21 protein-coding genes and 3 pseudogenes are annotated in these 26,981 nt (G+C 63.9%); 13 read left to right on the top strand and 11 right to left on the bottom strand.

Features of this window, described 5'->3' with window-relative positions; genetic code table 11:
* Positions 1-27 precede the first annotated feature (27 nt).
* Positions 28-987 carry an aspartyl protease family protein gene (locus tag JJC00_RS14095; protein WP_246774207.1) on the top strand — a complete coding sequence of 320 codons (960 nt, stop codon included), beginning with the start codon at positions 28-30 and terminating at the stop codon, positions 985-987.
* A 75-nt stretch (positions 988-1,062) separates the two neighbouring features.
* Positions 1,063-1,410: pseudogene (locus tag JJC00_RS14090) on the top strand (caspase family protein); the annotation flags it as partial.
* A gap of 173 nt (positions 1,411-1,583) precedes the next feature.
* Here JJC00_RS14090 and JJC00_RS14085 read toward each other — a convergent pair.
* From JJC00_RS14085 to JJC00_RS14060, 6 genes are all read right to left on the bottom strand, one after another.
* Entirely contained in the window at positions 1,584-2,702 is a 1,119-nt protein-coding gene (locus JJC00_RS14085) for a cobalamin-independent methionine synthase II family protein (protein WP_200473125.1), read from the bottom strand.
* Positions 2,703-2,723: 21 nt separating this feature from the next.
* Positions 2,724-3,440, bottom strand: coding sequence for an ABC transporter ATP-binding protein (locus JJC00_RS14080; RefSeq protein WP_200473124.1), 717 nt, complete (start codon positions 3,438-3,440; stop codon positions 2,724-2,726).
* On the bottom strand, positions 3,433-4,188 hold the full coding sequence (locus JJC00_RS14075) for an ABC transporter ATP-binding protein (protein ID WP_200473123.1): 756 nt from the start codon (positions 4,186-4,188) through the stop codon (positions 3,433-3,435). The genes JJC00_RS14080 and JJC00_RS14075 overlap by 8 nt, the downstream gene beginning before the upstream one ends.
* Positions 4,185-5,213 carry a branched-chain amino acid ABC transporter permease gene (locus JJC00_RS14070; RefSeq protein ID WP_200473122.1) on the bottom strand — a complete coding sequence of 343 codons (1,029 nt, stop codon included), beginning with the start codon at positions 5,211-5,213 and terminating at the stop codon, positions 4,185-4,187. The genes JJC00_RS14075 and JJC00_RS14070 overlap by 4 nt, the downstream gene beginning before the upstream one ends.
* 8 nt (positions 5,214-5,221) lie before the next feature.
* Positions 5,222-6,091 carry a branched-chain amino acid ABC transporter permease gene (locus JJC00_RS14065; RefSeq protein WP_200473121.1) on the bottom strand — a complete coding sequence of 290 codons (870 nt, stop codon included), beginning with the start codon at positions 6,089-6,091 and terminating at the stop codon, positions 5,222-5,224.
* A 202-nt stretch (positions 6,092-6,293) separates the two neighbouring features.
* Positions 6,294-7,472 carry an ABC transporter substrate-binding protein gene (locus JJC00_RS14060; protein ID WP_200473120.1) on the bottom strand — a complete coding sequence of 393 codons (1,179 nt, stop codon included), beginning with the start codon at positions 7,470-7,472 and terminating at the stop codon, positions 6,294-6,296.
* A gap of 531 nt (positions 7,473-8,003) precedes the next feature.
* Between JJC00_RS14060 and JJC00_RS14055 the strand changes: the two genes are divergently transcribed.
* Positions 8,004-8,285: a hypothetical protein gene (locus JJC00_RS14055; protein WP_200473119.1), complete on the top strand. Its 282-nt coding sequence runs from the start codon at positions 8,004-8,006 to the stop codon at positions 8,283-8,285.
* Positions 8,286-8,368: 83 nt separating this feature from the next.
* Here the strand turns inward: JJC00_RS14055 and purU are convergent, their stop codons facing one another.
* On the bottom strand, positions 8,369-9,232 hold the full coding sequence (gene purU / locus JJC00_RS14050; RefSeq protein WP_200473118.1) for a formyltetrahydrofolate deformylase: 864 nt from the start codon (positions 9,230-9,232) through the stop codon (positions 8,369-8,371).
* A 145-nt stretch (positions 9,233-9,377) separates the two neighbouring features.
* Between purU and JJC00_RS14045 the strand changes: the two genes are divergently transcribed.
* Positions 9,378-10,217: a uroporphyrinogen-III synthase gene (locus JJC00_RS14045; protein WP_200473117.1), complete on the top strand. Its 840-nt coding sequence runs from the start codon at positions 9,378-9,380 to the stop codon at positions 10,215-10,217.
* A gap of 10 nt (positions 10,218-10,227) precedes the next feature.
* Here JJC00_RS14045 and JJC00_RS14040 read toward each other — a convergent pair whose 3' ends face one another.
* A complete protein-coding gene (locus JJC00_RS14040) occupies positions 10,228-10,908 on the bottom strand; it encodes a peroxiredoxin-like family protein (RefSeq protein WP_200473116.1) in 681 nt (226 codons plus the stop codon).
* A gap of 123 nt (positions 10,909-11,031) precedes the next feature.
* The gene (locus tag JJC00_RS14035) at positions 11,032-14,358 is read right to left on the bottom strand and encodes an adenylate/guanylate cyclase domain-containing protein (RefSeq protein ID WP_200473115.1); all 3,327 of its coding nucleotides are present in this window, start codon (positions 14,356-14,358) and stop codon (positions 11,032-11,034) included.
* Positions 14,359-14,609: 251 nt separating this feature from the next.
* On the opposite strand from JJC00_RS14035, the pseudogene JJC00_RS14030 reads away from it, so the two are divergent.
* Positions 14,610-15,170, top strand: a pseudogene (locus JJC00_RS14030) (MFS transporter); the annotation flags it as partial.
* A 20-nt stretch (positions 15,171-15,190) separates the two neighbouring features.
* On the opposite strand, the pseudogene JJC00_RS14025 reads toward JJC00_RS14030, so the two are convergent.
* Positions 15,191-15,864: pseudogene (locus tag JJC00_RS14025) on the bottom strand (Crp/Fnr family transcriptional regulator).
* Between the two features lie 338 nt (positions 15,865-16,202).
* Here JJC00_RS14025 and JJC00_RS14020 point away from each other — a divergent pair.
* The 6 genes from JJC00_RS14020 to JJC00_RS13995 all read left to right on the top strand — a co-directional run bounded on the left by JJC00_RS14020 (position 16,203) and on the right by JJC00_RS13995 (position 23,316).
* Positions 16,203-17,024: an ABC transporter ATP-binding protein gene (locus tag JJC00_RS14020; protein WP_027532026.1), complete on the top strand. Its 822-nt coding sequence runs from the start codon at positions 16,203-16,205 to the stop codon at positions 17,022-17,024.
* Entirely contained in the window at positions 17,021-18,952 is a 1,932-nt protein-coding gene (locus JJC00_RS14015; RefSeq protein ID WP_200473114.1) for a long-chain fatty acid--CoA ligase, read from the top strand. The genes JJC00_RS14020 and JJC00_RS14015 overlap by 4 nt, the downstream gene beginning before the upstream one ends.
* Before the next feature lie 76 nt (positions 18,953-19,028).
* On the top strand, positions 19,029-19,922 hold the full coding sequence (locus tag JJC00_RS14010) for a branched-chain amino acid ABC transporter permease (protein ID WP_200473113.1): 894 nt from the start codon (positions 19,029-19,031) through the stop codon (positions 19,920-19,922).
* Between the two features lie 3 nt (positions 19,923-19,925).
* Entirely contained in the window at positions 19,926-20,999 is a 1,074-nt protein-coding gene (locus JJC00_RS14005; protein WP_200473112.1) for a branched-chain amino acid ABC transporter permease, read from the top strand.
* Between the two features lie 44 nt (positions 21,000-21,043).
* On the top strand, positions 21,044-22,327 hold the full coding sequence (locus JJC00_RS14000; protein ID WP_200473111.1) for an ABC transporter substrate-binding protein: 1,284 nt from the start codon (positions 21,044-21,046) through the stop codon (positions 22,325-22,327).
* A gap of 149 nt (positions 22,328-22,476) precedes the next feature.
* The gene (locus JJC00_RS13995) at positions 22,477-23,316 is read left to right on the top strand and encodes an ABC transporter ATP-binding protein (protein ID WP_200473110.1); all 840 of its coding nucleotides are present in this window, start codon (positions 22,477-22,479) and stop codon (positions 23,314-23,316) included.
* On the opposite strand, the gene JJC00_RS13990 is transcribed toward JJC00_RS13995, so the two are convergent.
* The gene (locus JJC00_RS13990) at positions 23,313-24,467 is read right to left on the bottom strand and encodes an AGE family epimerase/isomerase (RefSeq protein WP_200473109.1); all 1,155 of its coding nucleotides are present in this window, start codon (positions 24,465-24,467) and stop codon (positions 23,313-23,315) included. The two genes, JJC00_RS13995 and JJC00_RS13990, sit on opposite strands and share 4 nt — an antisense overlap.
* A gap of 86 nt (positions 24,468-24,553) precedes the next feature.
* Between JJC00_RS13990 and JJC00_RS13985 the strand changes: the two genes are divergently transcribed.
* Together JJC00_RS13985 and JJC00_RS13980 are read left to right on the top strand one after the other, a co-directional pair.
* Positions 24,554-25,777, top strand: coding sequence for a phenylacetate--CoA ligase family protein (locus JJC00_RS13985; RefSeq protein ID WP_200473108.1), 1,224 nt, complete (start codon positions 24,554-24,556; stop codon positions 25,775-25,777).
* A 626-nt stretch (positions 25,778-26,403) separates the two neighbouring features.
* Complete coding sequence (locus JJC00_RS13980; protein WP_246774206.1) at positions 26,404-26,961, top strand: HAD-IIIA family hydrolase; 558 nt, start codon at positions 26,404-26,406, stop codon at positions 26,959-26,961.
* Positions 26,962-26,981: the final 20 nt, after the last annotated feature.

The raw sequence follows: 26,981 nt of genomic DNA, 5'->3' as shown, positions 1-26,981 counted from the left end.
GTCTACGAAAGGATAGGCGCCCTGCCCGTGGCGGCCGCGCGCGATCCGTTTGTCTGGCTGCGCCTGGAAGAGTTGAAGCGCGAGCCGTGCGACCAGAAAAGCATCGGCGATCTCGCGTTGATGCTGGACAAGCTCGGCTACCGGCGAGAGGGCGCCAACGGGCTCTATAAGTTCGTCATGAATTGCGGCGCGCCGATCACGGCACTGCATCGCTCGATCGATATCTATCTCAAGCTCACCGACTATCCCAGAGCCGTGGAGGTCGCCGACGAGTTCATGCGGCGCGCACCGACCAATCACGACGCGCATTACTTGCGAGGCGTCGCGCTTGAAGGCCTGCAAGACTACCACCGTGCGCTGGCCGATTATTCGGATGCCATCGAGCTCTATGGCGCAGACAAGAAATCGATTTCGAGCCGCGTGTTTCTGCGCATGGCAGGCGCCTATGCCGCGCTCAAGCAGTTCTGCGAGGCCGCAGCGCCGATCAGTCTATGGGTAGCGCTCGATCCGGCCATCCGTGATACCACCCAGACTCGGAAGATTATCTCCGACTACGAAAGCCAGGGCCACTGCACCGCGTCGACGGGATTTCGCAAGGAGAGCTTCCCTCTCCGCGGGCAGAAGGACGTCGTTACAGTCAAGGCAACGATCAACGGCGTTTCCGGACTATTCATCCTCGATACCGGTGCGACCTACGTGTCCGTGAAATCCACTTTTGCCGGCCGCGCCAAAATCACCGACGCAGGCGCCAGCGAGATCATGCTCATGACAGCCAACGGCCAGAGCAGGGCGAAGCTCTCCAGGGCCGACAAGGTTGCGCTCGGCAAGCTGGAAGCAACCAACGTGCCCGTAGCGATCCAGAACACGGATGACAAGAGTTACGACGCCGGCGTCGATGGCCTGCTTGGCATGAGCTTCCTGTCGCGATTCGAAGTTCAGATGGCCGGAGGTTCTATCGAGATCCGCACCCGCCAACCGAAAAAGTAAGACCGCATCCGCAACTACTGGGATCTGAACCGGCGATCCATTGGGGGCAACAAAGGGGCACGTTCCCTTTCTGTCGCCTGCCGCAACAATCCGATGGCGCAGCAGGTCGCAAGCGCCGGCAGCAGTCGCGGTATCGAGGGCGCATCAGGCCTTGCCGCGCCGTCAAGCCTCGGATCCGGTGCGACGTTGGGAGCCGGCACGCTGATCGCATTCGCGACCGCACCGGGCCAAGTGGCGCTCGACGGCGAAGGCGCCAATTCGCCCTTCTCCGCGGCGCTGTCCCGCCATATCGGCGCGCCCGGGCTGGAGGTGCAGCAGATGCTGACGCGGGTGCGGGCCGAGGTGGTCTCGGGCACGAAGAACAAGCAGGTGCCGTGGTCGAACTCGTCGCTGCTGGGCGAGGTCTATCTGGCGGTGAAGTGAGGCTGGCGATTGTGCCACCACGTCAGGATCGAGAAGCTGCCCGCCACACACTCAGTGTCATCGCCCGGCTTGACCGGGCGATCCAGTACTCCGAGACGTCCGTGATTTATCGAGATGCCGCGGCGTACTGGATTCCCCGCTTTCGCGGGGAATGACAGCAACCACGAGGCAACTTAATTGCCCCACACTTCCTTCGCGATCTCGACCGCAAGGCTGAGCTTGGCCCACTGCTCCTCCTCGGAGAGGATGTTGCCCTCCTCCGTCGAGGCAAAGCCGCACTGTGGCGACAGTGCGAGCTGCTCCAGCGGCGCAAACTTGGAAGCTTCTTCGAGACGGCGCTTGATGTCGTCCTTCTTCTCGAGCTCACCGAACTTCGAGGTAATGACGCCGACCACGACGACCTTGTTGCCCTTGGGCAGGAAGCGCAGCGGCTCGAAGCCGCCGGCGCGGTCAGAGTCGTATTCGAGGAAGTAGCCGTCGTAATTGGTGCCGGCGAGCATGGTCTCGGCCACCGGCTCGTAGCCGCCCGAGGAAATCCAAGTCGAACGGAAATTGCCGCGGCAGACGTGCGTGGTCACCACCATGTCGGCGGGCTTCTCGGCCAGCGCGTAGTTGATGATACGCGCGTAGATCTGCTGGAGGCCTTCCGGATTGTCGCCACGCTCGCGCGCCTTCTGCAATTCGTCCGGCGAGCAGAGATAGGCCCACACGGTGTCGTCGAACTGCAGATAGCGGCAGCCGGCGTCGTAGAACGCCTTCACGGCCTTGCGATAGGTCTTGCCGAGATCCTCGTAGAAGGCGTCGAGATCGGGATAGACGTCCTTGGAGATCGCCTTGCGGCCGCCGCGGAAGTGCAGCACGGCCGGCGACGGGATCGTCATCTTGGCGGTGACGTGGGCCTGGTCGGCTACCTTCTTCAGGAAACGGAAGTGGTCCAGCATCGGGTGATTGTCGGGGAAGTCCAGCTTGCCGATCACCCGCACCGCGTCATGCCGCGTCTCGACGCCGGCGAACTGGATGCCGGTGTCCGGGTGGAACATTTCGCAGCCGGTGAGCTTGGCCAGGAAATCGAAATGCCACCAGGAGCGGCGGAATTCGCCGTCGGTCGCGAGCTTCAGGCCGACCGAGGCCTGCTTGTGCACGACCTTCTCGATCTCCATGTCCTCGATCTTGCGCAGATCGTCGGCCGAAATCTCGCCCTTCTCGAGCTTGGCGCGGGCTTCCTTGATCTTGGCGGGGCGCAGGAGGCTGCCGACCTCGTCGGCACGGAAGGGGGCTTTGGTTCGCTGCATTTTTTGACTCCCGAGGATTTTTTAGTGGGCCGCCGCCCCTGCGACACCGAGGTGGCGCTCCAGGACCGACGGGTCGGCCTTCAGCGCGGCGCTCGGGGCGTCGTGGACGATCGTTCCGCGTTCCAATATCACAACGCGGTCGGCAAGCCCCAGAATCTTTTGGGCATTCTGCTCGACGATGATCGAGCAGATGCCGCCGGCCCGGGTGATGGTGCCGATCGCCTTCAGAAGCTCCTCGACGATGATCGGGGCCAGGCCCTCGGTTGGCTCGTCCAGCAGCAGAACTTTTGGGTTGAGGGTCAGCGCGCGGCCGATCGCCAGCATCTGCTGCTCGCCGCCGGAGAGCTGGTTGCCGAAGTTGCTTCGCCGCTCCTTCAGCCGCGGAAACATCTCGTAGACCTTCTCCACGGTCCAGGGACCGGGCTGCGCCACCGCGGTCATGTTCTCCTCCACCGTCAGCGAGCGGAAGATGTTGCGCTCCTGCGGCACCCAGCCAATGCCGGCGCGCGCCCGCTGGTCCGGCCGCATGGTGGTGACGTCGGTGCCGCCGAGGGTGAGGTTGCCGGAGAAGCGGCGGGTGACGCCGACGACGGAATTGATCAGCGTGGTCTTGCCGGTGCCGTTACGCCCGAGCAGCGCCAGCACCTGCCCCTCGGCCAGGCGCAGGGACATGTTGGGCAGCACTACGGCCTCGCCATAGCCGGCGCGCAGAGACTTGATTGCGAGCAGGTCAGACATTGACCGCCTCCTCGCCGAGATAGACCGCCTTCACCTGCGGATCGCGCGCGACCTGGTCGGGCGGGCCTTCGGTCAGCAGCGCGCCGGCGACCAGCACCGAGATGCGGTCGGCAAAGGAGAACACGAGATCCATGTCGTGCTCGATCAGCAGCACGGTGACGTCGCGCGGCAGGCTACCTACGACGGCGAGAATGTCGTGGCGCTCGCTCTCCGGCACGCCCGCGGCGGGCTCGTCGAGCAGCAGCACCCGCGGCTTGGCGGCGATCGCGACCGCGATCTCGAGCAGGCGCTGCTTGCCGTAAGGCAGCGTCACGGTCTGTTCGTTCATGACATCGAGCAGATGAAAGCGCGTCAACAGATCGGCGATCTCGCCGTTGACGTCGTTGCGGGTGCCCATTCGCCGCCACCAGTCGCCGCCATGGCCGAGGCGCTCGGAGACGGTCAGGCCGATGGTCTCAAGCGGGGTCAGATCAGGATAGAGCTGGTTGATCTGGAATGTGCGCGACAGACCGCGCAGTACGCGCTTGTGCACGGGCAGATCGGTGATGTCCTGGCCTTCGAGCAGGATGCGGCCCGAGTTCGGCTTGAGCACGCCGGTGAGCTGGTTGATGACCGTGGTCTTGCCCGCGCCGTTCGGACCGATCAGCGCATGGCGGGCGCCCTGCTCGATCTTCAGCGACAAGTCGCGGGTGACGCGCAGGCCGCCAAAGGTCTTTTCGAGATTCCGGGTTTCAAGCGCGATGGTCATGCGTCGCTCTCCGGCACGGCGACGACGGCCTTGCGCCCCATCACCTGCTTGATCACCAGATTGGGCACATAGAGCACCCAGCGATGCAGGCGCTGGCGGCCGACCAGCACGATCACGACCAGCACGAGGCCGATCCAGAACTGCCAATATTGCGGGGTGATCGTGGAGAACACTTCCTGGAGCATGCGGAAGATCACCGCGCCGATCAGCCCGCCATAGAGATAACCGGTGCCGCCGATCACGAGCACCAGCATCAGATCGGCGGAGCGCTCGAAGGCGAACACGTCGAGCGAAGCGATCGCGGTGGTCTGGGTGAACAGCGCGCCTGCAATACCGGCATAGAACGCTGCTAGAGTATAGATCGCAATCAAGCGGCGGTTCACCGGGATGCCGATCGCGGCGGCGCGGAGCGGATTGTTCTTGATCGCGCGCAGCGACAGGCCGAACGGCGAGTGCACGATGCGGCGGGCGAGAAGGAACAGCACAAACAGAACGGCCGACGAATAGAAGAAGCCGGCTTTGCCGAACATATCGAACGGGATCTCGCCAAGGATCGGCTGCATCTCGATGCCCTGCAGGCCGTCGGTGCCGCCAGTAATGTTGGAGAAGCGCTCGGCCAGCGCCTCCAGCAGTAGCGCGATGCCGAGCGTCACCATCAGCCGGGTCAGGTCGACGCCGCGGATCACCAGGAAGCTGGTGGCAAAGCCGAGCACCATCGCAGCCAAGCCCGCAGCGATCAGCGCCAGCACCGGCTCGTTGATGATGCCGTGCAGCGCCAGCAATCCCGCGGCATAGGCGCCGACGCCGAAGAAGGCGGCGTGGCCGAGCGAGACGATGCCGGCATAGCCGAGGATGAGATCGAGCGACATCGCAAACAGCGCCAGCCGCAGGATGTCGGTCATGATCAGATAGCGCGTGGGAAACAGAAAGCCGCAGGCGAGCACGACGAGCCAGAAGGCGGCCTCGCCATAGTGCCAGCGCGCCTGCCGCTGGGCGTGATAACCGACGTCGGACGAAGCGCTCATCGGCAAACTCAACGCGCGGCCGTGCGGCCGAACAGGCCGTTCGGGCGCCAGATCAGGATCACGATCATCATGGTGTAGATCACGAAGGGTCCCATCTTCGGCACGTAATATTTGCCGGCGACGTCGCCGATGCCGAGCAGGAGCGAGGCCAAAAATGGTCCGGTGATCGAGGACGAGCCGCCGACGGTGACCACGATCAGGAAGTAGATCATGAACTTCAGCGGGAAATACGGATCGAGGCCGAGGATCTCGGCGCTCAGCGCACCACCGAGACCCGCAAGCCCGCATCCAAAGGCGAAGGTAAACGCGAACACCTGCGGCACGTTGATGCCGAGGCCGCTCGCGGCGCGGGGATCGTCGACGGCGGCGCGCAGGCGGCTGCCGAAGCGGGTCTTGGCCAGCACCATCTGCAGACCGATGGTGAGCAGGCCGCAGATCACGATGATCATCAGCCGGTAGCGGCCGATGCCGACGCCGAACACGTCGAACTGGCCTTGCAGCGCGGCCGGCAGGTTGATGAACACCCGCGACGAGCCCTGGATGTAGTCCACGGCTGCGACCGACATGAATGTCAGTCCGATCGTGAACAGCACCTGGTCGAGGTGACTGCGCGCATAGAGGTGGCGATAGAGCGTGCGCTCGAGCGCAATTCCGATTGCGGCCGCGGAGACAAAGGCCAGCGGCAGCGCGGCGAAGAACGGCCATCCCATCCTGTTGACCAGCACCATGCAGACATAGCCGCCGGCCATGGCGAAGGCGCCATGGGCGAGGTTGACGAAGTTCATCAGGCCGAGCGTAACCGCGAGCCCGCAAGCGAGCACGAACAGCAGCATGCCGTAGGCAACGCCATCGAACAGGTTGGTGAGGATTGAGGTCATCGTGCGTCGAAAATCATCTCAAGTGTAGTAGCCAGGTGCCGTGCTGCGCTCCCTCTCCCGCTTGCGGGAGAGGGTTGGGGAGAGGGTCTCTCAACAGAGAGACTCCCCTAGAGGAGAGAACCCTCACCCGGCGCTTCGCGCCGACCTCTCCCGCAAGCGGGAGAGGTAAGAAGAGAGCCCCGGGATGACGCGCTTTCGCGCGTCACTTCTTGGTCTTGCCGAGATCCTTGACGGCCTCGAAGGTCGCGAACTCGACGTTGTAGAGCTCGCCGTCGGCCTTCTCGACCTTGCGGATGTAGACATTCTGGACGATGTCGCGCGTCTCCGGATCGATCGAGATCGGACCGCGCGGGCTTTCCCACTTCTGACCTTTCATGGCTTCGACCAGCTTGGTACCGTCGGTGTCGCCATTGGTCTTCTTCAACGCCTCGTAGATCAGGTGGATGCCGTCATAGCCGCCCACTGCCATGAAGCCGGGACGCGTGCCGAACGCCTTCTTGTAAGCGGCGACGAAATCCTTGTTCATCTGCGAGGGATGCGCCGCTGAATAGATGTGCGCGGTCACGGTCCCGAGCACGGCGTCGCCCATGTTGTTCAGCAGGTCGTCGTCGGTGACGTCGCCCGGTCCGATCACCTTGATGCCGGCCTTGTCGAGGCCGCGCTCGGCGTATTGCTTCATGAAGTTGCCGCCCTGGCCCGCCGGCACGAACACGAAGATCGCGTCGGGCTTGGCATCCTTCATGCGCTGCAGGAACGGCGCGAAGTCGGGGTTGGCGAGCGGCGTCTTGACCTCTTCGACCACCTCACCGCCGCCAGCCGTAAAGTGCTCCTTGAAGAAGTTGAGCGCGTCATTGCCCGGCGCATAGTCCGACGTCAGCGTCGCCACCTTCTTGATGCCGTTCTTCACCGCCCAGTCGCCGATGATGGTCGAGGACTGCGCGAGCGTGAAGCTGGTGCGCACGATATAGGGCGAACGCTCGGTGATGATCGATGTGCCGGCCGCCATCACGACTTCCGGGATCTTCGCCTGCGTCGCCAGCGGGGCGGCTGCGAGCGCCGCCGGCGTCACGCCGAAGCCGCCGATGAAATTGACCTTGTCGTTGACGATCAGTTCCTGCGCGGCGGTCTTGGTCTTGTCCGGAATCGCCGCGTCGTCCTTGAGGATGATCTCGATCTTCTTGCCGGCGACGGTGTCGCCCTTCTGCTGCATGTAGAGCTTGATCGCGTTCTCGATCTGCTTGCCGGTCGAGGCCTGCCCGCCTGTCATCGGCAGGATCAGACCGACCTTGACGGTGTCTTCCGCCTCGGCCGGCGCGACGACCGCGAGGCCGGCGATGGCGACAAGTGCGGCCGCCCGAGAAAACTGTTTGCGTTCGAACATCAGATGTCCCTCCCCTTCATTCCTGACCTCTTGTGCGCCGGACCGAGTGCCCGGTCCTTGCCTCACCTTAACCCACGCACGAGCGATGTCGCGCGTCACAAAGGCGTCTTTCGCGCCCTCATTGTCAATCGGACGTTTGGCGACCATTCGGCGCAATCCGCGCATTCCGAATACCAAGCGTGGAAAGCAATGTCGCGGTTACGCCGGGGAAACCCGAGCATCCCCCGAGCCTGCACTTCCATTTGTACGAATGTACAAATAGAATGGACCTGTCAACGAAAAAGCCGGGTCGCCGACCAAGCCAGAATGTCGCGAGGTGATGGCCGTAGTCTAGAAATGCGACCCGGCAGATGGATGGAGGATTTGGTTCTTTCATTTGCAGGATTTGAACATTGCAGGCGCGATGCTCATTCAATTCGGTATTTTGATACCCACCTCGAATAAGCCAATTTTACCTTGTTGAAGGCTATCGTTCCTCACCGCTGGTTATCCGGCGTCCGATCACCTCGTTCCAATTCCGGCGCCCGCACGATGTCCATGCGTTTCCAATCTCTCCTTCTCGTCGGGCTTGCCGCGGGCCTGTCCGGCTGCGGCACCGTCAACGAGAAGCTGTCGGCCGGCATGGGCGACTATGTCCCGCGATGGGCTGGCGGCCTCCCGGCGGACGCCCCACCGCGACCAGGCACCCCGCAATACGACGCATGGATGAAGGAACGGGAGCAGAAGCGGCTGATGCCGGCGGCCAATCGCGAGAGGGAAGAGCAGACGCAGAAGGGCGCGACCGGATCCACCTCGGGAGACGCGCTGCGCTGAGTTGTCATTTCCGCAGCGCCTCGAAGATGCGAACCAGGAATCTCGAGATTCCGGGTTCGATGTCGACGCATCGCCTCGGCGCGCTAATCCATGAACACGACCGTCTTGCGGCCATTGAGGATGACGCGGTCGTCGAGGTGATAGCGGATCGCGCGCGCCAGTACGCGGCGCTCAATGTCGCGGCCCTTGCGGACAAGATCTTCCGGCGTGTCGCGGTGGCTGATGCGCTCGACGTCCTGGTCGATGATCGGGCCTTCGTCGAGGTCGCGCGTGACGTAATGGGCGGTCGCGCCGATCAGCTTCACACCGCGCTCATGAGCCTGATGATAGGGCTTTGCGCCCTTGAAGCCCGGCAGGAACGAGTGATGGATGTTGATGCAGCGGCCGGACAGGTTTGCCGAGAGATTGTCGGATAGAATCTGCATGTAGCGGGCGAGCACGACGAGGTCGGTCCCGGTCTTGGCAACGAGATCGAGAATCTGCGCCTCCTGCTCGCTCTTGGTCTCCTTGGTAACAGGCAGATAGTGGAACGGGATGCCGCCGAAATCGAGCCCGGCATAGGCCTCGCGGGGATGGTTGGAGACGATCGCGGCCAAGGTCATCGGCAATTCGCCGGTGCGCCAGCGGTAGAGGATGTCGACCAGGCAGTGGTCGGACTTCGACACCAGCAGCATCACCTTGCGATGCGCGGCGCGGTCGCGCATCTGCCACTCCATGCCGAAACGCTCGGCGATCGCGGCAAAGCCGGTCTGGAGCGCTGCCAGCTCCACGGCAAGATCGGCCGCGGTAAACACGACGCGCATGAAGAATTTCTTGGTCTCGACGTCGTCGAACTGCTGGGCGTCGAGAATGTTCTGTCCATTATGGGCCAGGAAGGTCGACACCGCCGAGACGATGCCGGGTCGATCCGGGCAGGACAGGGTTAGAACATATTGATGATCGGGCATGGCTCTTGATGAAGGATGGTGCAAAGGCCGCGGAACAACCCGCGATTTGCGTCTTGCTCTAGCACCGACGCGCCCCTTGCGCCAATCCCGACGACGATGCCAAGATAAACAGACGATTGCGATATTTGCTCACAGGAGCACGCCCATGGCCGACCGTTTGACCGGCACCCGCATCCTGATCCTGGAGACCCGCGAGGAGGCGCAGTTCTCAAAACTCCTGGCCGAGCAAGGCGCCGAGGTCGTGCAGTGCCCGATGTTCACCATCCAGGACGCGCCCGACCCCGCCCCGGTCGAGGCCTGGATTCGTCGCGCCGTCGACAAGCCGCTTGACGACCTCGTGCTGATGACCGGTGAAGGCTTGCGGCGGATCATGAAGCTCGCGCGCGCACGCGGCCTCGACCAGGCCTTCGTCGCGGCGCTGGCCCAATCGCGAAAGTTCACACGCGGCCCGAAGCCCGGCAAGGCGCTGCGCGAAATCTCGCTCGAGGCCCAGCAGACCACGGAGAAGCCGACCACCGAGGGCGTGATCGAGATGCTCGGCAAGCTTGACTTGAAGGGGCATCGCCTCGGCCTCCAGCTCTATCCGGACAAGGACCACAGCGCACTGACCGGCGCGCTGGCCGCGCAAGGTGCCGAGGTCGATACCGTGTTGCCTTACGTCTACGATTCCAAAGCCGCGGACGCCAACATCGTCGCGGCCATCGACGACATGGCCGAGGGACGAATCGATGCCATCGCGTTGACCAATCTCGGCCAGGTGCGTCGGCTGATCGAGGCCGCCAAGGCCCATGGCAGCGACGCGAAGTTGCGCGCGGGATTCGAGCGCACGTTGATCGCCTCGGTGGGACCGGCAGTCTCAGGTGAGCTTGCCGCGCACGGCCTGCGCACCGACATCTCGCCTGCGGACGACGCCTATTTCATGCGTCCACTGATCTCTGCGCTGGCGGCGGCGCTGGCGGAAAAACGGCCGAGGACAGCAAGCTAATCGTCTTTGCCTAGCCTGCCACCTGCGAGGCAGCCGACATCAATTCCTGTGGGCTCGGCGCTCCGAACATGCGCTGGCCGCCGTCAGGAACCTCGGTAAACGTCCAGCGCACGATGCCCTCTCGATCGAGCAGGAACTGGCCGAACAACTGGCCCGTGCCCGCTGCCGCCATGCGCTGATCGGCATCCGTCATCTCGTAACCGTCCTTGTTGTTGAGATATGCGGCGGCCTCCGGCCGATTCATCGGGCTGGGCAATTCGCCGGGCATGTCGACCTTCATGCTCATCACCACGTCCATGCCGATCTTGCGCGGCCACTCGGTCTCGTTCTCCGTGAACTCCATGTTGGGCAGGCCGAACGCGCGATGCGAGACCCTCTCGGGGTCGGACGCAGCGAGCAAGTTGGGCAGTGGATGATAGCGGAAGTAGAGCCGCGCCCGGTCGGCCGGCGTATTGACGACCGTGAGACTTTCGATGCCCTTCCCTCGGAGCGCGCCGTCAAGCTGCGCCTGCGCCGCGATGTGGCGACGGCAGAACGGGCAGTGCAGGCCACGATACAAGCCGACCAATATCGGACTATGCCCACGATAGTCCTCAAGTGCGATCTTCCCTTCGCGCGTGACGGCGTCGAGCACGAGGTTCGGTGCGCGGTCACCCGGCTGAAGCGGTGTATCGACATGACGATCTGACATGGTTGAACTCCCTCACATTGGCTAGAGCCTTTTCCGTTCCGATGGAATCGGAACGGGGCTCTAGATTCTTGTTTTGACGCGTTTTCTTTACGCGAACCGGTATCCACTTCGCTCGAAAACGCTCTAGTCCAGAAACGGCAGTACGATCAGCCCTGCGGGATCGAGCCCATGCCGGGCGCAGACATCATGCGCCAACGCGAAATACCGCTCGGCCTCGGGCATGTCGCCTCGATCAAGGTTCAGTGTCGCAAGACCATCATAGCACGGAAAGAGCTGTTGTGGCTCTCCAGTCTCGCTCGCCACCTCGATGGCCTCGTTGTAGCAGCGCGCGGCGAGATCGGGGCGGAAGTGGCATTGATGGATCTGACCGAGCACGATCAGGGGCACCGGGAGATGCTCGCGCTGATCGAGCGCACGGTCGATCTCGATCGCCTTTTCGGCAGCCGGCACCCCTTCGTCGGTACATCTGTCCGTGAAGGTGCAACAGGCGACGGCAAAGTTGGCAAGGAGGCGCGCCTGGAAGCCGAGATCGCCGATGCGATACGCGACATCGAGCCCGCGCCGGCAAACATCGATGGCTTGCGCCGGGTCGATGATCGTGTAGAGCACCCCGAGGTTGGTGTAGCCGCGGCACGCCACGTTGAGGAGGCCGGCGGCTTCGGCAGCTGCGACACATTGCTCCACCTCGCGCACCGCCTCCTGGTGTCGCCCAAGCCGCGCCAGCGCAACTCCTTTGGTGTTGAGTGCCTCCGCAATGGCGCGCGCCGCCTCGGGCCCGTCCTGCCCATCTGCGTCCACCGACACGGAGCGCGCGTAACCGAGCGCCTCGTCGGCCCATCGCGCGGCCGCGACGGGATCACCTACGCGAAACGCGAGACGGCCGCGCTCCTGCAGGAGGTGTGCCCACTCAATCGGCGCGTCGGTCCCGGCAAGCCGTTCTGCCGCCTCGGCATAGTGCGCCTCGGCGTTGACGCGCTTGCCGGCGTCCCACAACAATCGGCCGAGCTTGCGAAGAATTCGCGCTTCGCCGATGCAGTCTTCTACCGCGCGGTGCCCCTCCAGCGCGCCTTGGTAGTGCTCCTCGGCCACGCTTCGGCGGCCGGCTACGCGACAGAGATCCGCGATCCGCTCGTACAGGATCAGGCATTCCGGCTCCCGTTCGACGCCGGTCGACAGTACCGCGAGGGACTGCTGGTAGAAACGAAGGGCATCGTCATTGGCGTAACTTCCACGTGCGCGATCGCCGGCCGCGCGCAGATAGCGCGCGCCTTTCGGCTTGTTCGCGCTCAGACTGAAGTGGTGTCCGAGCAGTACGAGATCTTCGAGCCGCTCCGGCTCGTCGCCATAGAGCCGCTCCAGCGCGGCTCCAATCCGTCCATGAAGCTCGATCCGGCGCTGCAAGAGCAGGTTTTGATAGATGACGTCCTGAAGCATGGTTTGCGTGAAGCGGTAGCTCCGCAGGGAAATCGAGTTCGAGCCCGCGATCTCCTCGATGATCTCGGCGTCGCACAGAAGTTCGAGCCCTGCTTCGACCCTCGCCCGCTCAGTGGCGGCCGCACCGAGAACAGCAGCATCAAAGCGCGGGCCGATCACCGCGGCCTCCTGGGCCAGGTGACGTACCTGATGCGGCAAGCGGTCGAGGCGCGCCAGCAACAGAGCCTGAATGCTCGCCGGAATATCCGCGGCGGCTCCCTCCGACTTCGTTCGCCATAGCGCGCCAACGCGTTCCAGGGCGCCGGCTTCGATGAGGCCGCGGATGATCTCCTCGAGGAAAAGCGGATTGCCGCCTGCACGTTCGAGGATTCGATTGAACAGCCGTCCCGGCGGCTCGCACCAGCCGTGACTGAAATAAGCCGCCAGCAGCCTTTGTCCGTCGGTGTCGCCAAGTGGCGGCAGCCGAAGGGTTGCATGACTGATCCGGCTCGAGCCGAACTGGTCCAGCTCCAGCATGGGCCGATGTGTAAACAGCAGCATCAGCCGCGTCCGCTCCAGACGGTCCATCAGGAACCGCAGCGCTTCTAGGGATACCGCGTCGGCCCAATGCAGGTCCTCGACGATGATCAGAAGCGGCGACAAGGCGAGGCGGCGTTCGAAGACAGTGCGGATCGCGAAAAAGATCTGCCGGCGGAGCTGTTCCGGCTCGACATGCCTGAGCACGGCGTTGGGATCGCCGAGTCCAAGGACGTGCAGATAGAGAGGCATCAGGTGGTCGGCCTCCTCGGCCGGGAGGCCAAGCTCTGACAGCGCTTCGGCAAGCTTTGCCTCCGCCTCTGCAGCGTCGGCCTTCTGCGCGATGCCGTAGGCGCTGCGCAGCACGGCGGCGAGTGTGCCGTAGGATTGTTCACCCAGCGGCGAACAGACTGCCTGCCGGATCGCCACGCCTGCGAAGAGATCCTCATCGCGAATGCGGGCGACGAATTCGTTGACCAGGCGCGTTTTCCCGATACCCGCTTCGCCGACCAGCCGCACCAGTTGAGCGGCGCCACCGCACGCGCGATCCAGGCTGCCGATCACGCGCGCAAGCTCGGCGTCGCGCCCGATCAGCGGCGCATCAAGGCCCAGCGCGTCGAGCCCTCGTGCCGCACGGGGCGTCTCGAGCGGTCCCTTCAAACGATGGACCAGGACGCTGCCCATCTTGCCCTTGAGCGAGACCTCGCCAAGCGAGTCATAGGAGAACGCGTGCCGCGTCAGACGGTAGGTCAAGGGTCCGACCAGCACCTCGCCCGGAGGCGCCATGGACTGCAATCGCTGGGCGGTATTCACGGTGTCGCCGGTCACCGAGTAGGATTTGGCAACGCCAACACCCAGCCCACCCGCGACGACGTGCCCGGTGTTGATTCCGACATGAAGCAGGAGTGGTGAACCGGCATACGCCTTCGCGCGTTCGCTGAGGCGCGCCGTTCGGATGATCATGTCGAGGGCCGCGCGGACCGCCCGCTCCGGGTCGTCCTCGTGCGCGGCCGGTGCACCAAACAGAGCAAGCAGCGCATCGCCGATGAATTTGTCCACGAAGCCGCCAAAGCTTTGCACCGCGGCCGTCAGCTCCTCGAACAATTCGTTCTGAAGCGTCTGCATGACCTCGGGGTCGAGCCGCTCGCTCATCGAAGTGAAGCCGCTGAGATCGGCAAACAGCACGGTGATGGTACGACGATTTGCTTCGCTATCGATTTTATCCGCCTGTGGTCGAAACGCGTGCTGAGCCTCGGCCGTCGGCACGAGCGGTGGAGAGGACGACGACCCGATCGGAACCGTCATCGAGCTCGTCCGCTGCAATGCCTGCTCGCCGCCCTGGGTGGCCTCACCGACAAGAGCGCCGCATTTCGGGCAGTAGACGAAATCGGACGCGCATGGAAAGCCACAGCCAGCGCACGCGCTCGGCTGCTTCGTGCCGCACTTCGGGCAGAAGGCAAAACCGCTCTGAACCTCAGAACCGCAACCCGAGCACGTCATGGCTCAAGACCTCGCGGAAGCCGCGATCCGCGATCTGCTGGACCCATCCAATGGGCCCAGGCTATGGAGCACAATGGGCTCGGCGCGCTGGAAGTGCAAGCGGCGGCCGGTCTACGCGTCCCGCAGGGGACCTGCACGGCGAGGCGACGTTGCCGATGGGCTGGCGAAGGCAGCTGCTGCGCGCCAACCCCCACGCGATGGCCACATGTCGGCATGCGATAGCGTCAATTGACACGAGCACCATCACCGCTGCGGCGCTGTGCGTCGCCTTCCTGGCCAACCTCACGGCCTTTCCGATCATCAACGGATTGCTGCCCTTTCTTGCACGCGACATCTTCCACACCGACCAGACCGGTCTCGGCTATCTCTCGGCGAGCTTTGCCGTGGGCTTGCTGACGGGCTCCATCACGCTGAGCCTGGTCAGCGGGGTCCGCATCGCGCGGCTTTTGATCGGCGCGACGCTGGCCTGGTACGCGATGCTGCTGGTGTTCGTCGAGATCAGGACCATACCGGTCGCCATGGCCTGCCTCGTGCTCGCCGGCATCGCCCAGAGCATGTCGATGATCTCGGCGGCCGTGATTCTGATGCGCACGGCGAGTGCCCATCTGCGCGGCCGTGTCATGGGCGTGCGGATGATGGTGATCTATGGCCTGCCGATCGGCTTGCTTGCGGCGGGCAGCCTGATCGACCTGATCGGCTATTCCGCCATGGGCTCGGTCTATGCGGTCGCGGGTATCATCGCGATGTTGGCGATCGCGGTGCGCTGGCGCGAGGATCTGTGGCCGGCGCACGCCCCGGCCAATGCGGGCTGACGGACCGGCGCCGTCGCGCCTTAATCGCCATACCCGCGCAGCCGCCGATATCGAGGATGGTGACGCCACCGTATTCGAGCCGCAGCAACCCTTCCTTCTCCAGCCGGTTCAGCGCGCGGTTGGCGTTCTGGCGCGACATGCCGGAGAGCGCGCCGATCTCCTCCTGGGTGATCTCCAGATGCGCGGTTGATTCAGGATAGAGGATCGGATTGAACAGCGAGGCGATGCTGCGGGCGAGACGCGAAGTCGCATCGAGCGTGCGGTTGACCTCCAGCATGCCGATGAACTGGCCGAGCCGCTCGTTGAGCTGGCGCACCAGGAAGCGGTTGAAGCCGACGCTGTTCTCGAACAGCCACATGAAGGCGGAGCGTTCCATCAACGCAACGCGGCTGTCGCGCAGCGCGACCACGTCGTAGCGGCGCGGCTCGTTCTTGAGCACGCTGCCCTCGCCGAACCAGGCGCCCGCCGTGAGCCCCGCAAGGCTCGCCTCCTTGCCGTCGCGCGAAACCCCGCCCATACGGGCAAGGCCGCTCACCATGCCGGCCCAATAGTCGAATTTGTCGCCGCGCATGAACACGGTCTCGCCGGTGCCGTAGGACCGCTCCGTGATCCCGGCGCGGGCCACCTCGATCTCCGCTGGCGTGAGCTCGCGCGACCAGGCGGCCACGCGCTTCAGTTGATCCTCTGAAATCATGATCGAGAGGCCAGCCGCACCGTTTTGTCACTCCATTCTTCTGCTGCACTGCAGCACGATCATCCGGCCACCATCCGACGAAAGATGTAAGCCGCAGCCCACCCGAAAAAACTTTGTCGCAGAATTGTCAGGCCGGAGACATTTCAAAATAGCGCTTTCCCCTATTGAGGACCACCTCGGGTGATGCGGCTTTTGATCCCAAACGGGTACGAAAGTGGCGCGGCTCCGGTCGGGACCATGTGCTGCATGGCCTCACCGGCACGACCGTACTAGGATTGCCCGAGAGGAACGGACGAAGAGCGCCGCTGAACGCGCCATCACCGGGAGGGATTTGTTTGGTGGCTACCAGTCTCGAAGTGCGCGGCGTGTCCTTGCGGTTCGGCGGCGTTCGCGCGCTGACCGATGTCAGCTTCGCCATCAATGAGGGCGAGCTGTTCTCGATCATCGGCCCCAATGGGGCCGGCAAGACCTCGATCGTGAACTGCATTTCCGGCCGCTACAAGCCGACTGAAGGCCAGCTGTTCTACGGGGGACGCGACATCACCGGCCTGACGCCGAATGCGCGTCCCACGCTCGGCATCGGCCGCACCTTTCAGAACCTCGCGCTGTTCCACCACATGAGCGTGCTCGACAACATCATGGTCGGCCGTCATCACCTGCTGAAGAACAATTTCCTCACGGGCTCGCTGTACTGGCTCACCGGCGCGCGCAAGGAAGAGCTCGAGCACCGCCGCAAGGTGGAAGAGATCATCGACTTTCTTGATCTCCAGTCGGTGCGCAAAGCACAGGCCGGCACCCTCTCCTACGGCCTGCGCAAGCGCGTCGAGCTTGCGCGTGCCATGGCGCTCGAGCCGCGCCTCATTCTCCTCGACGAGCCGATGGCCGGCATGAATTTCGAGGAGAAGGAGGACATGGCCCGATACATCGTCGACCTCAACGAGGAGTTCGGGATGACCGTGGTGATGATCGAGCACGACATGGGCGTGGTGATGGACATCTCCCACCGCGTCATGGTGCTGGACTTCGGCCGCAAGATCGCCGAGGGCGATCCCGCCGCCGTGCTCGCCGATCCCCACGTCCGGCGCGCCTATCTCGGCGAGGAGGACGAGGTGCTGGTCGATCCCGACGATGCGCCGCCGGCGCAGGAGAGCGCGGCATGATGGATTATGCAGGCCGCGTCGCACAGGCCGATACCTATCCGAAGATGCTCCGGCTCAATGCCAGGGAGCATGGCAACGAGATTGCGCTCCGCGAAAAGGATCTCGGGCTCTGGCGCCCCTTCACCTGGAACGATTACCAGACCCGCGTGCGCGATTTCGCGCTCGGGCTGATCGAGTTCGGCCTTGGTCGCGGCGACGTCATTGGCATCATCGGCGACAACCGGCCGGACTGGGTTGCTGCGGAAGTCGCGGCCCATGCGATCGGCGGGTTGAGCCTCGGGCTCTATCGCGACGTGCTCGATGAAGAGGCGTCCTATCTTCTTAACTACGGCGAGGCCCAGCTCGTGTTCGCTGAGGACGAGGAGCAGGTCGACAAGCTGCTGGCGCTGGCCGAGCGCGTGCCGCGACTGAAGCACATCATCTATTCCGACCCGCGCGGCATGCGGAAATATGACGATCCCCGGCTGATGTCGGCGGAGAAATTCGCCGAGCTTGGGCGTGCCCGCGCGACCCGCGAACCTGAGCTGTACGACAAGCTGGTCGATGCCACCAAGGGCGAGGATGTCGCCATCCTCTGCACGACGTCGGGCACCACCTCACACCCAAAACTTGCGATGCTCGCCGCCGGCCGCGTGCTCGGCCATTGCGCGACTTATCTCACCTTCGATCCGAAGGGGCCGGACGACGAATACGTCTCGGTGCTGCCGCTGCCCTGGATCATGGAGCAGGTCTACGTGCTCGGCAAAGGTCTGCTCTGCCGGATGAAGATCAACTTCGTCGAAGAGCCTGACACGATGATGAGCGATCTGCGCGAGATCGCGCCGACATTCGTGCTGTTCGCGCCACGCGTCTGGGAATCCATCGCCGCCGACGTCCGCGCCAAGGTGATGGACGCGACGCCGTTCAAGCAGCGCCTGTTCGACATCGGGATGAAAAGCGGTCTCGCGGCGCTCGAGCAGGGCAAGCGCTCGGGCTTTGCTGATGCGATCCTGTTCCGCGCCTTGCGCGACCGGCTCGGCTTCACGCGGCTGCGCTCGGCCGCTACCGGCGGCGCGGCGCTCGGCCCTGATACCTTCAAGTTCTTCCAGGCCATGGGCGTGCCGCTGCGCACGCTCTACGGCCAGACCGAGCTGCTGGGGGCCTACACGCTGCATCCCGCCGGCAAGGTCGACCCTGACACGACAGGCGTGCCGATGGCCGACAGCGTCGAGATCCGCATCGACAATGCCGACATCCATGGTGTCGGCGAGATCGTGGTGCGGCATCCCAATATGTTCCTCGGCTACTACAAGAACCCGGAAGCAAGCGTCGCCGACATCCGGGACGGCTGGATGCTGTCGGGTGACGCCGGCTATTTCAACGCGAACCGCCAGCTCGTCGTCATCGACCGCATCAAGGATCTCGCCGAGACCTCGCGCGGCGAACGCTTCTCACCGCAGTTCATCGAGAACAAGCTGAAATTCTCGCCCTATATCGCCGAAGCCGTAGTGCTGGGGGCCGGCCGCGATGCGCTCGCCGCGATGATCTGCATCCGCTACTCCATCATCTCGAAATGGGCGGAGAAGAACAGGCTTTCGTTCACGACCTACAGCGATCTCGCCTCACGGCCCGAGGTCTATGCCCTGCTTCGCAAGGAAGTCGAGACCGTCAACGCCACGCTGCCGCCGGCGCAGCGCATCTCGCGCTTCCTGTTGCTCTACAAGGAGCTCGACGCCGACGACGGCGAGCTCACCCGCACGCGAAAAGTGCGCCGTAGCGTCATCAACGAGAAATACGAAGGCATCATCGACGCAATCTATCGCGGCACCGCCGACATTCCCGTCGACACCGTGATCCGCTTCCAGGACGGCACAACGCAAAGGGTACGAACCACGCTGCGGGTGGTGGATCTGGGCGGACAAAGTCCCCTGGCGGAGGCTGCGGAGTGAATTCGCTTCGATGCAGAGCCGGCAATCGATCTACCCCTCCCTGCGCAAGCGGGGAGAGGCGAAAGGTCCATCATACATGAACACCGCCTTCCTCATCCAGCTCCTGGTCAACGGCCTCGTGGTCGGCACGCTCTATGGCGTGGTCGCGATGTCGTTCGTGCTGATCTACAAGGCGACGCAGGTCGTCAATTTCGCGCAAGGTGAACTGCTGCTGGTCGGCGCCTGGGTGTGCTGGGCGCTGCTCGCGAAATACCAGGTGCCGTTCTGGATCGGCATGCCGATGACGCTGGTGTTCATGTTCGTGTTCGGCATCGCGATCCAGGTCCTGATCCTCAGGCCAATGATCGGCGAACCCATCATCTCGGTCATCATGGTGACGATCGGCCTCTCCACGGTCCTGCAGGCGACGCTGAAATGGATGTTCGGCGTCAACCCGCAGCCGTTCCCCCGCGTATTCGAGAGCCAGTCGGTCGGCCTGTTCGGCCTCCAGATCCAGACCGTCTATGTCATGAGCCTGGTCGTGTCGGTCGCGATGATGATCGGCATGGCCTGGTTCTTCCGTGCATCGAAATACGGCCTCGCAATGCGCGCCACTGCGTTCAACCAGCAAGTGGCGCAGTCGCTCGGCATTTCCGTGAAGAGCGTGTTCGCGATGGCCTGGGCGATCTCGGCCACCGTCTCCGCGGTCGCGGGCGTCGTCGTCGCCGTGGTGAACGGCGTGTCCTCGGGCCTTGCCGCCTACGGCATCAAGGTGTTTCCGGCGGCAATCCTCGGCGGGCTCGATTCCGTCGGCGGCGCCGTGCTCGGCGGCATCATCATTGGCCTGCTCGAGAACATCGCGCAATATGTCGACAGCCAGTACCTGCACTGGGGCAATCTCTACGAGATCGCGCCGTTCTACGTCCTCATCATCGTGCTGATGATCAAGCCTTACGGCCTGTTCGGCACCCACGACATCGAGCGGATCTGATCCATGGCCGGCCCTGCCCTCATCCCTGCTGGTGATTTCCGCACCTCCTACGCGGCCGACACCACGATCTTCCCGACCACGACCAGCCGCAACTTTGCGATAACAGGCGTGCTGCTGCTCTGCCTCGTGCCGCAAGTCCTCGGTGGCTACTGGCTCAGCATTCTCATTCAGATCGGCATCTTCTCGATTGCGGCGCTGGGGTTGAACATCCTGGTCGGCTTCACCGGCCAGATCTCGATTGGCCACGCCGCCTTCTTCCTGCTCGGCGCATTCACGTCCGCCTACATCTCCAACAACGCACCGATCCCGGTGTTCTTCGCGATCCCGCTCGCCGGTGTCGTCACTGCACTGGTTGGGCTGATCTTCGGCCTTCCGGCAGCGCGACTGAAGGGGCTGTACCTCGTCATCGCGACGCTGGCCGCGCAATATATCCTGCTCGATTTCTTTTCACGCGCCGAATGGTTTTCCGGCGGCTCCGTGCCGGCGAGCGCCGAGCCGTTCTCGATCTTCGGCTATGCGCTCCGCGGCGACCGGCAGTATTTCTACGTCGTGCTCGCCTATGTGCTGGCGAGCTACGTCCTCGTCACCAACCTGATGCGCACCCGCGACGGCCGCGCGCTGGTGGCGATCCGCGACCATTATCTCTCCGCGGAGATCATGGGCATCAACCTCACCAAATACCGCACGCTGTCGTTCGGCCTTGCCGCCTTCTTCGCCGGCATCGCCGGCGCACTCTACGCGCATTACCAGCTTGTCGTCTCGCAGGAGGGATTTGGCATCGAGCGCTCGATCCTGTTCCTTGCCATGATCATCATCGGCGGTACCGGCTCGATCATGGGCACGCTGATGGGCACCGCCTTCGTGGTGCTGCTGCCTGAGACGATGGAGCTGATCAGCTTGTATTTGAAAGGCGGCGCGATCGACAAGGCACTGTCGCTCAACAACAACATCACCTTCCTGCGCGAGATCGCGATCGGGGTGATCATCATCGCATTCCTGATGTTCGAGCCTGACGGGCTCGCGCATCGCTGGCGGCAGATCAAGGCGTACTGGAAACTCTACCCGTTCTCGCACTGAGCGCGGGCTGCTTCACTTAAACAATAAACCGGAGGAACCGACCCATGAAGATGAAGTCCCTTTTGAGCACCGCATCGTTCGCGCTTGTGATCGCGGCATTCTCCGCGAGCGCGCAGGCCCAGATCGCGATCGGGCATCTCGCCGATTATTCCGGCGGCACCTCCGACGTCGGCACGCCCTACGGCCAGGCCGTCGCGGATACCTTCGCCTGGGTCAACAAGAACGGCGGCGTCGGCGGCAAGCAGCTCAACGTCGACACCAACGATTACGGCTATCAGGTGCCGAAGGCGATCGCGCTCTACAAGAAGTGGTCGGCACCGGACAGCAAGGTCGCCGCGATCATGGGCTGGGGCACCGCGGACACCGAGGCGCTGACCGGCTTTCTCGCCCAGGACAAGATTCCCGACATGTCCGGCTCCTATGCCGCCGCTCTCACCGATCCCGAAGGCACCAGCGGCAAGGCCAAGCCCGCACCCTACAATTTCTTCTACGGCCCGAGCTATTCGGACTCGCTGCGAGCGATGCTGATCTGGGCGGCCGAGGATTGGAAGGCCAAGGGCAAGCCCGGCAAGCCGAAATTCGTGCACATGGGCGCCAATCACCCCTATCCGAACGCGCCGAAGGCCGCCGGCGAAGCCATGGCGCAGGAGCTCGGCTTCGAGGTGCTGCCGCCGCTGGTGTTCGCGCTCGCGCCGGGTGACTACAGCGCACAGTGCCTGAGCCTGAAATCCTCGGGCGCCAACTACGCCTATCTCGGCAACACCGCCGCCTCCAACATCTCGGTGATGAAGGCCTGCAAGACCGCTGGCGCCGACGTGCAGTTTCTCGGCAATGTCTGGGGCATGGACGAGAACGCCGCCAAGACCGCGGGCGATGCGGCCAATGGCGTGATATTCCCGCTGCGCACCGCAGTGAGCTGGGGCGGCGATGCCCCCGGCATGAAGACGGTGATGGAGATCTCCAAGATGTCCGACCCCACCGGCAAGGTTTATCGACCGGTACACTACATCGCCGCCGTCTGTTCGGCGCTCTACATGAAGGAGGCGCTCGACTGGGCCACGAAGAACGGCGGCGCCACCGGCGACAACGTCGCGAAGGGTTTTTACCAGAAGAAAGACTGGGTGCCGGCTGGCATGGAGGGCGTCTGCAATCCCTCGACCTGGACCGACAAGGACCATCGCGGCACGCTGAAGGTCGACCTCTATCGCACCAAGATCTCGGGCGCGACCGACGGCGATCTCAACGACCTCATGGCCAAGGGCACGATCAAGCTCGAGAAGGTCAAGACCGTCGAGCTGCCGCGCAAGCCGGAACTGCTAGGCTGGTGAGCGCCCGCTTTTTGCCACACACACACAACTGTCATCCTCCGCGAAAGCGGGGGATCCAATACGCCGCGGCTTCTCGTGAAACGTCAGGCGCCTCTGGAATACTGGGTCACCCGCCTTCGCGAGTGACGACATCGAGAAAGTAACCAACCATGAGTGAAGCGGCTCAAACGGAGCGCCCCTCGCCTAGCATCGTGCCCGCGCCGCCCCTCCTCGCCGTGCGCAACATCGAGGTCGTCTATGACGACGTCATCCTGGTGCTGCGCGGTCTCAGCCTTGACGTGCCCAAGGGCGCGATCGTGGCGCTGCTGGGGGCCAACGGTGCCGGCAAGTCAACCACGCTGAAGGCGATCTCGGGGCTGCTCAAGACCGAGGACGGCGAGGTCACGCGCGGCGAGATCCTGTTCGAGGGCGAGCCCATCGCCGGGATCGATCCCGACAAGATCGTCCGCCGCGGCATCTTCCAGGTCATGGAGGGCCGGCGCATCGTCGCCGACATGACGTCGCTGGAAAACCTCAGGCTCGGCGCCTTCACCCGCAGGGACCGCGAGGTCGATGCCGACCTCGACATGGTCTTCAACTATTTCCCGCGCCTGAAGGAGCGCACGGGACTGGCCGGCTATCTCTCCGGCGGCGAGCAGCAGATGCTGGCGATCGGCCGCGCGCTGATGGCGCGCCCGAAGATGATCTTGATGGACGAGCCGTCGATGGGCCTGTCGCCGCTGCTCGTGAAAGAGGTGTTCTCGATCATCCAGAAGATCAACCGCGACCTCGGCGTCACCATCCTGCTGGTCGAGCAGAACGCGCGCGCCGCGCTGTCGGTGGCAAGCCACGGCTACATCATGGAGCAGGGCAAGGTCGTGCTCGACGGCACTGCCGACGAGCTGCGCGACAACGAGGACGTCAAGGAGTTCTACCTCGGCGGCGCCGGCGACCAGCGCAAGAGCTTCAAGAACCTCAAGAGCTTCAAGCGGCGCAAACGCTGGCTCTAACTTTCCAGCACCTGCTCCGCTTCCGTGACCGCGCAGAGAACATGATAGAACGACGACGCAGGAATGGTGTCGATCAGCGATGTGCCGCCGCTGTCGAACTGATCGTACCAGCCGCCCCGCACGGGATGGCTGAGGTAATGCCGTTCGAGCCGCACCAGCGCCGCGCGCGCTTCTTCCGCCGCGCCCGCCTCGCCGGACTCGGCCTGCGCGATCCACGCTTTCGCGATCTCGGTCTGCGGCCACAGTCTGCGCGTCGAGCGGCGGATGTTGCCGGTGTCGCCGCCCTCGTCGACGAGACAGCCGGTAGTGGCGTCGCGATAGCGCAGCGCGGTCGCAAGCAGCTCGGCGCGCCGCTGTCCGGTCGGACAGCCCGTGATACGTTCAAACCCCTTCAACAGCCAGACCCATTCCGCCTGGTGGCCGGCCTCGATGCTGACAGGCTCGATCTTCGACCAGTCCTCCTCGAAATATTCCCCGAGTGCACACTTCCGCTTGTCGTAGAGATTAGCGAGGAACAGCGCGAAGAATTCACCGGCGCGATTCTGGAACGACAGATCGTGGGTCGCGTCGAAGCACGCGATCATCGCCTCGAACAGATGCATATGCGGGTTCTGCCGGCGCGGCAGCGACACCGGCAGGCTTTCATGCACGCCGCCATGGGGCGAGCGCAGATGACCGTCGAGGAAGGCGAGCAGCGCGTCGATCTCGGCGCGGATTTGCGCGTCCTTGTCGAGCGCATAGACGGTCGCCAGCGCAAACAGGATGAAGGCGTGGTCGTAGGCATCCCGCCGCGCATCCAGCACCGTGCCGTCCGGCGTGAGCCGGTGCACGTAGCCAGGCCGGCCGTCGGGCGCCTTTGCCTTCGCCAGCAGGTGCTCGAGCCCCTTCAGCGCGATGGCGCGCCCCTCGGGATACCAGCCCATCTGCGCGGCCTTGGCGTAGCACCAGATTTGGCGCGCCTGCACGAACACGCGCCGCGGCGCGGCTGTATCCGCGGAGCCGTCGCGGTGCAGCCGATCGATGAAGCCGCCCGTCGCGTCGTCCCAGCCGGCGGTCGACCACAGTGGAATCGCGTCCTCGATCATGCGGCGCTTCAGGCGCGCGATGACGTCGGCCGCCTCTTCCGCCGGAATGATGCTCTCGTCCGCCATTGCGTCCTCTCCACGCCCCGCCAATGGCCGTCTGATACCCATGCGAGCGGCGGCGTGCAACGGATGCCAACCCGGAAAGACTTGCCATGAGCGCCCATTACGACGCCCTCGAGACGCGTGAGCACGCGGCGCGCGAGGCCGAGCTGTTCGCCCGCCTGCCAGGCGTCCTGCGCCGCGCGATGAGCGCACCCGGCTATGCCGAGCGGCTGAAGGGCATCGATCCGGTCTCGGTGACCTCCAGGACGGCGCTGGCGGGCCTTCCCGTGCTGCGCAAGTCGGAACTGCCCGCCCTGCACAAGGCCTCCCAGCCTTTCGGCGGCTTCGTAGCGGAGGCCCCGGGGTCGTTCGCCCGCCTCTTCACCTCCCCCGGCCCGATCTTCGAGCCGGAGGGACGGCAGGCCGATCCCTGGCGCGGCGCGCGCGCGCTGTTCGCGGCCGGTTTCCGCCCCGAGGACATCGTGCTCAACACCTTCAGCTACCACCTCACCCCCGGCGGCTTCATCTTCGATGCCTCGGCGCGCGCACTGGGCTGCGCGGTGATCCCTGCCGGCCCTGGTAACACCGAGCAGCAGTTCGAGCTGATCGAGGCCTACCGTCCCGTCGGCTACAGTGGCACCCCGGACTTCCTGAAGATCCTGCTCGATGCCGCCGCATCCACAGGCCGCGATGTCTCCTCGATCAAGCGCGCGCTGGTTTCGGGCGCGGCGTTTCCGCCCTCGCTCCAGGCCGAGATCAAGGCGCGCGGCGTCGATGCCTACCAAGCCTTCGGCACCGCCGATCTCGGCCTGATCGCGTTCGAGACCGAGGCGCGCGATGGCATGATCGTGAACGAGGATCTGATCCTGGAGATCGTCAAGCCCGGCACCGGCGATCCCGTGGCGCCGGGCGATGTCGGCGAGATCGTGGTGACCTCGCTCGATCCGCACCATCCCTGGATCCGGCTCGCGCTCGGCGACCTCACCGCGGCGCTGCCGGGCCCGAGCAAATGCGGCCGCACCAACATGCGCATCAAAGGCTGGATGGGCCGCGCCGACCAGACCACCAAGGTCAAGGGCATGTTCGTCCGCCCCGAGCAGGTCGTCGAGATTGGCAAGCGCCATCCCGCGCTCGGACGGCTGCGCCTCGTCGTCACCCGCCACGGCGAGGCCGACGCGATGACGCTGAAGGCCGAATGCGCTCAGGCGAGCAATGCGCTGCGGGAGGAGATTGCCGGCACCTTGCGCGCGGTGACGAAGCTCGGCGGCGGCGTCGAATTGGTTGCCCCCGGTGCACTGCCAAACGACGGAAAGGCGATCGCGGACGAGCGGTAAGCGCTCAAATTCCAATTTCCTGGCAACAGGGATTTCTGCGCGAGACTGGTGTAAATAGGCAGGCGCGACGGCATACATTCTCGCGCTCTTTGGTGGCACGCACGTGCGTTGGTCGTTGTTGGCGGCGGGGATATTAAGGCATGTAAAATCGGAGCCGTAAGGTGCGCTCCTCGGTTAGGCAGAGGAACGGCCTGTCCGGATGACCCGTTAGGCAACTCCTGTACATTCGCTTCTCAAGTGCATCGTCGAAAAGGCCGAAAATGGCGAGTAACGCGAGCCCCGCCATCCCAATCGAACAGATGGCTACGCGACGCACGGAAAAATTCCTTACCCACGATAATTCACTACTATCCGAAAAATGCACTACCGGGAGTTGCTCCTCCTACCCTAAGGCACGATTCGGATCAATCAAGAAGTAGGCCTCGGCCAAGGTCCGGATGCACCCCCTCATGGGTTTTGGGCGGGTTGATTGGTCTTCACATATGGCGCCAAGCAAACTCCCATGACAGATTACATCATCGAGGCATTTCAGGGGTTGGGGCAACTTTCCGTCACATCGAGTGCTGTTCTCGCGCTGTTCTTCGGGTTGGCGGCGCTGATAGTCTTTCCTCGGACGATCCTTATTGTTGCGGCCGGCGCATCATTTGGAATTGGAGCGGCCGCGATCATCCTCGTGGCCGGCACGGGAGGAACGCTGGCGCTTCTACGTCTTCGAGGCGACCAAGTTCGAGTGGAAAGACGGCGCCCGTGAAGCGGTCAAGCTCGTCAACGACGCGGGCTATTTTGCCTTTGTCGTCACCAACCAGTCGGGTGTGGCGCGCGGGTTCTTTGAGGAGAGCCACGTCCAGGCTCTCCATCGCTGGATCGCGAAGGAGCTGGCGGTGATCGGCGCGCACATCGACGCATTCGAATACTGTCCCGACCATCCCGAAGCGACCGTCGAGCGCTATCGACGCGTCAGCGACCGTCGCAAGCCTGCGCCGGGCATGATCATCGACCTCCTCAAGCGCTTTCCGGTGGCAACCGACAGAAGCACAAGCCAAGCGACCTGGAGGCGGCCGAAGCTGCGGGCATTCAGGGCCTATTGTTTCAGGATGGAAATCTCGAAGCGTTCGTGCGGCAAGCGCTCTCCTTGCGCTGAGCGTGAGCGATTCAACTCAAGGCTAGCACGCCGACAAAGCTAATCGAAGTGGCCGCTTGCGAC

Source organism: Bradyrhizobium diazoefficiens, assembly GCF_016616885.1.
Classification (GTDB): Bacteria; Pseudomonadota; Alphaproteobacteria; order Rhizobiales; family Xanthobacteraceae; genus Bradyrhizobium; species Bradyrhizobium diazoefficiens_F.
Note: the sequence above shows the minus strand (reverse complement) of the source record. Positions and strands in the feature narration are given on the sequence as shown.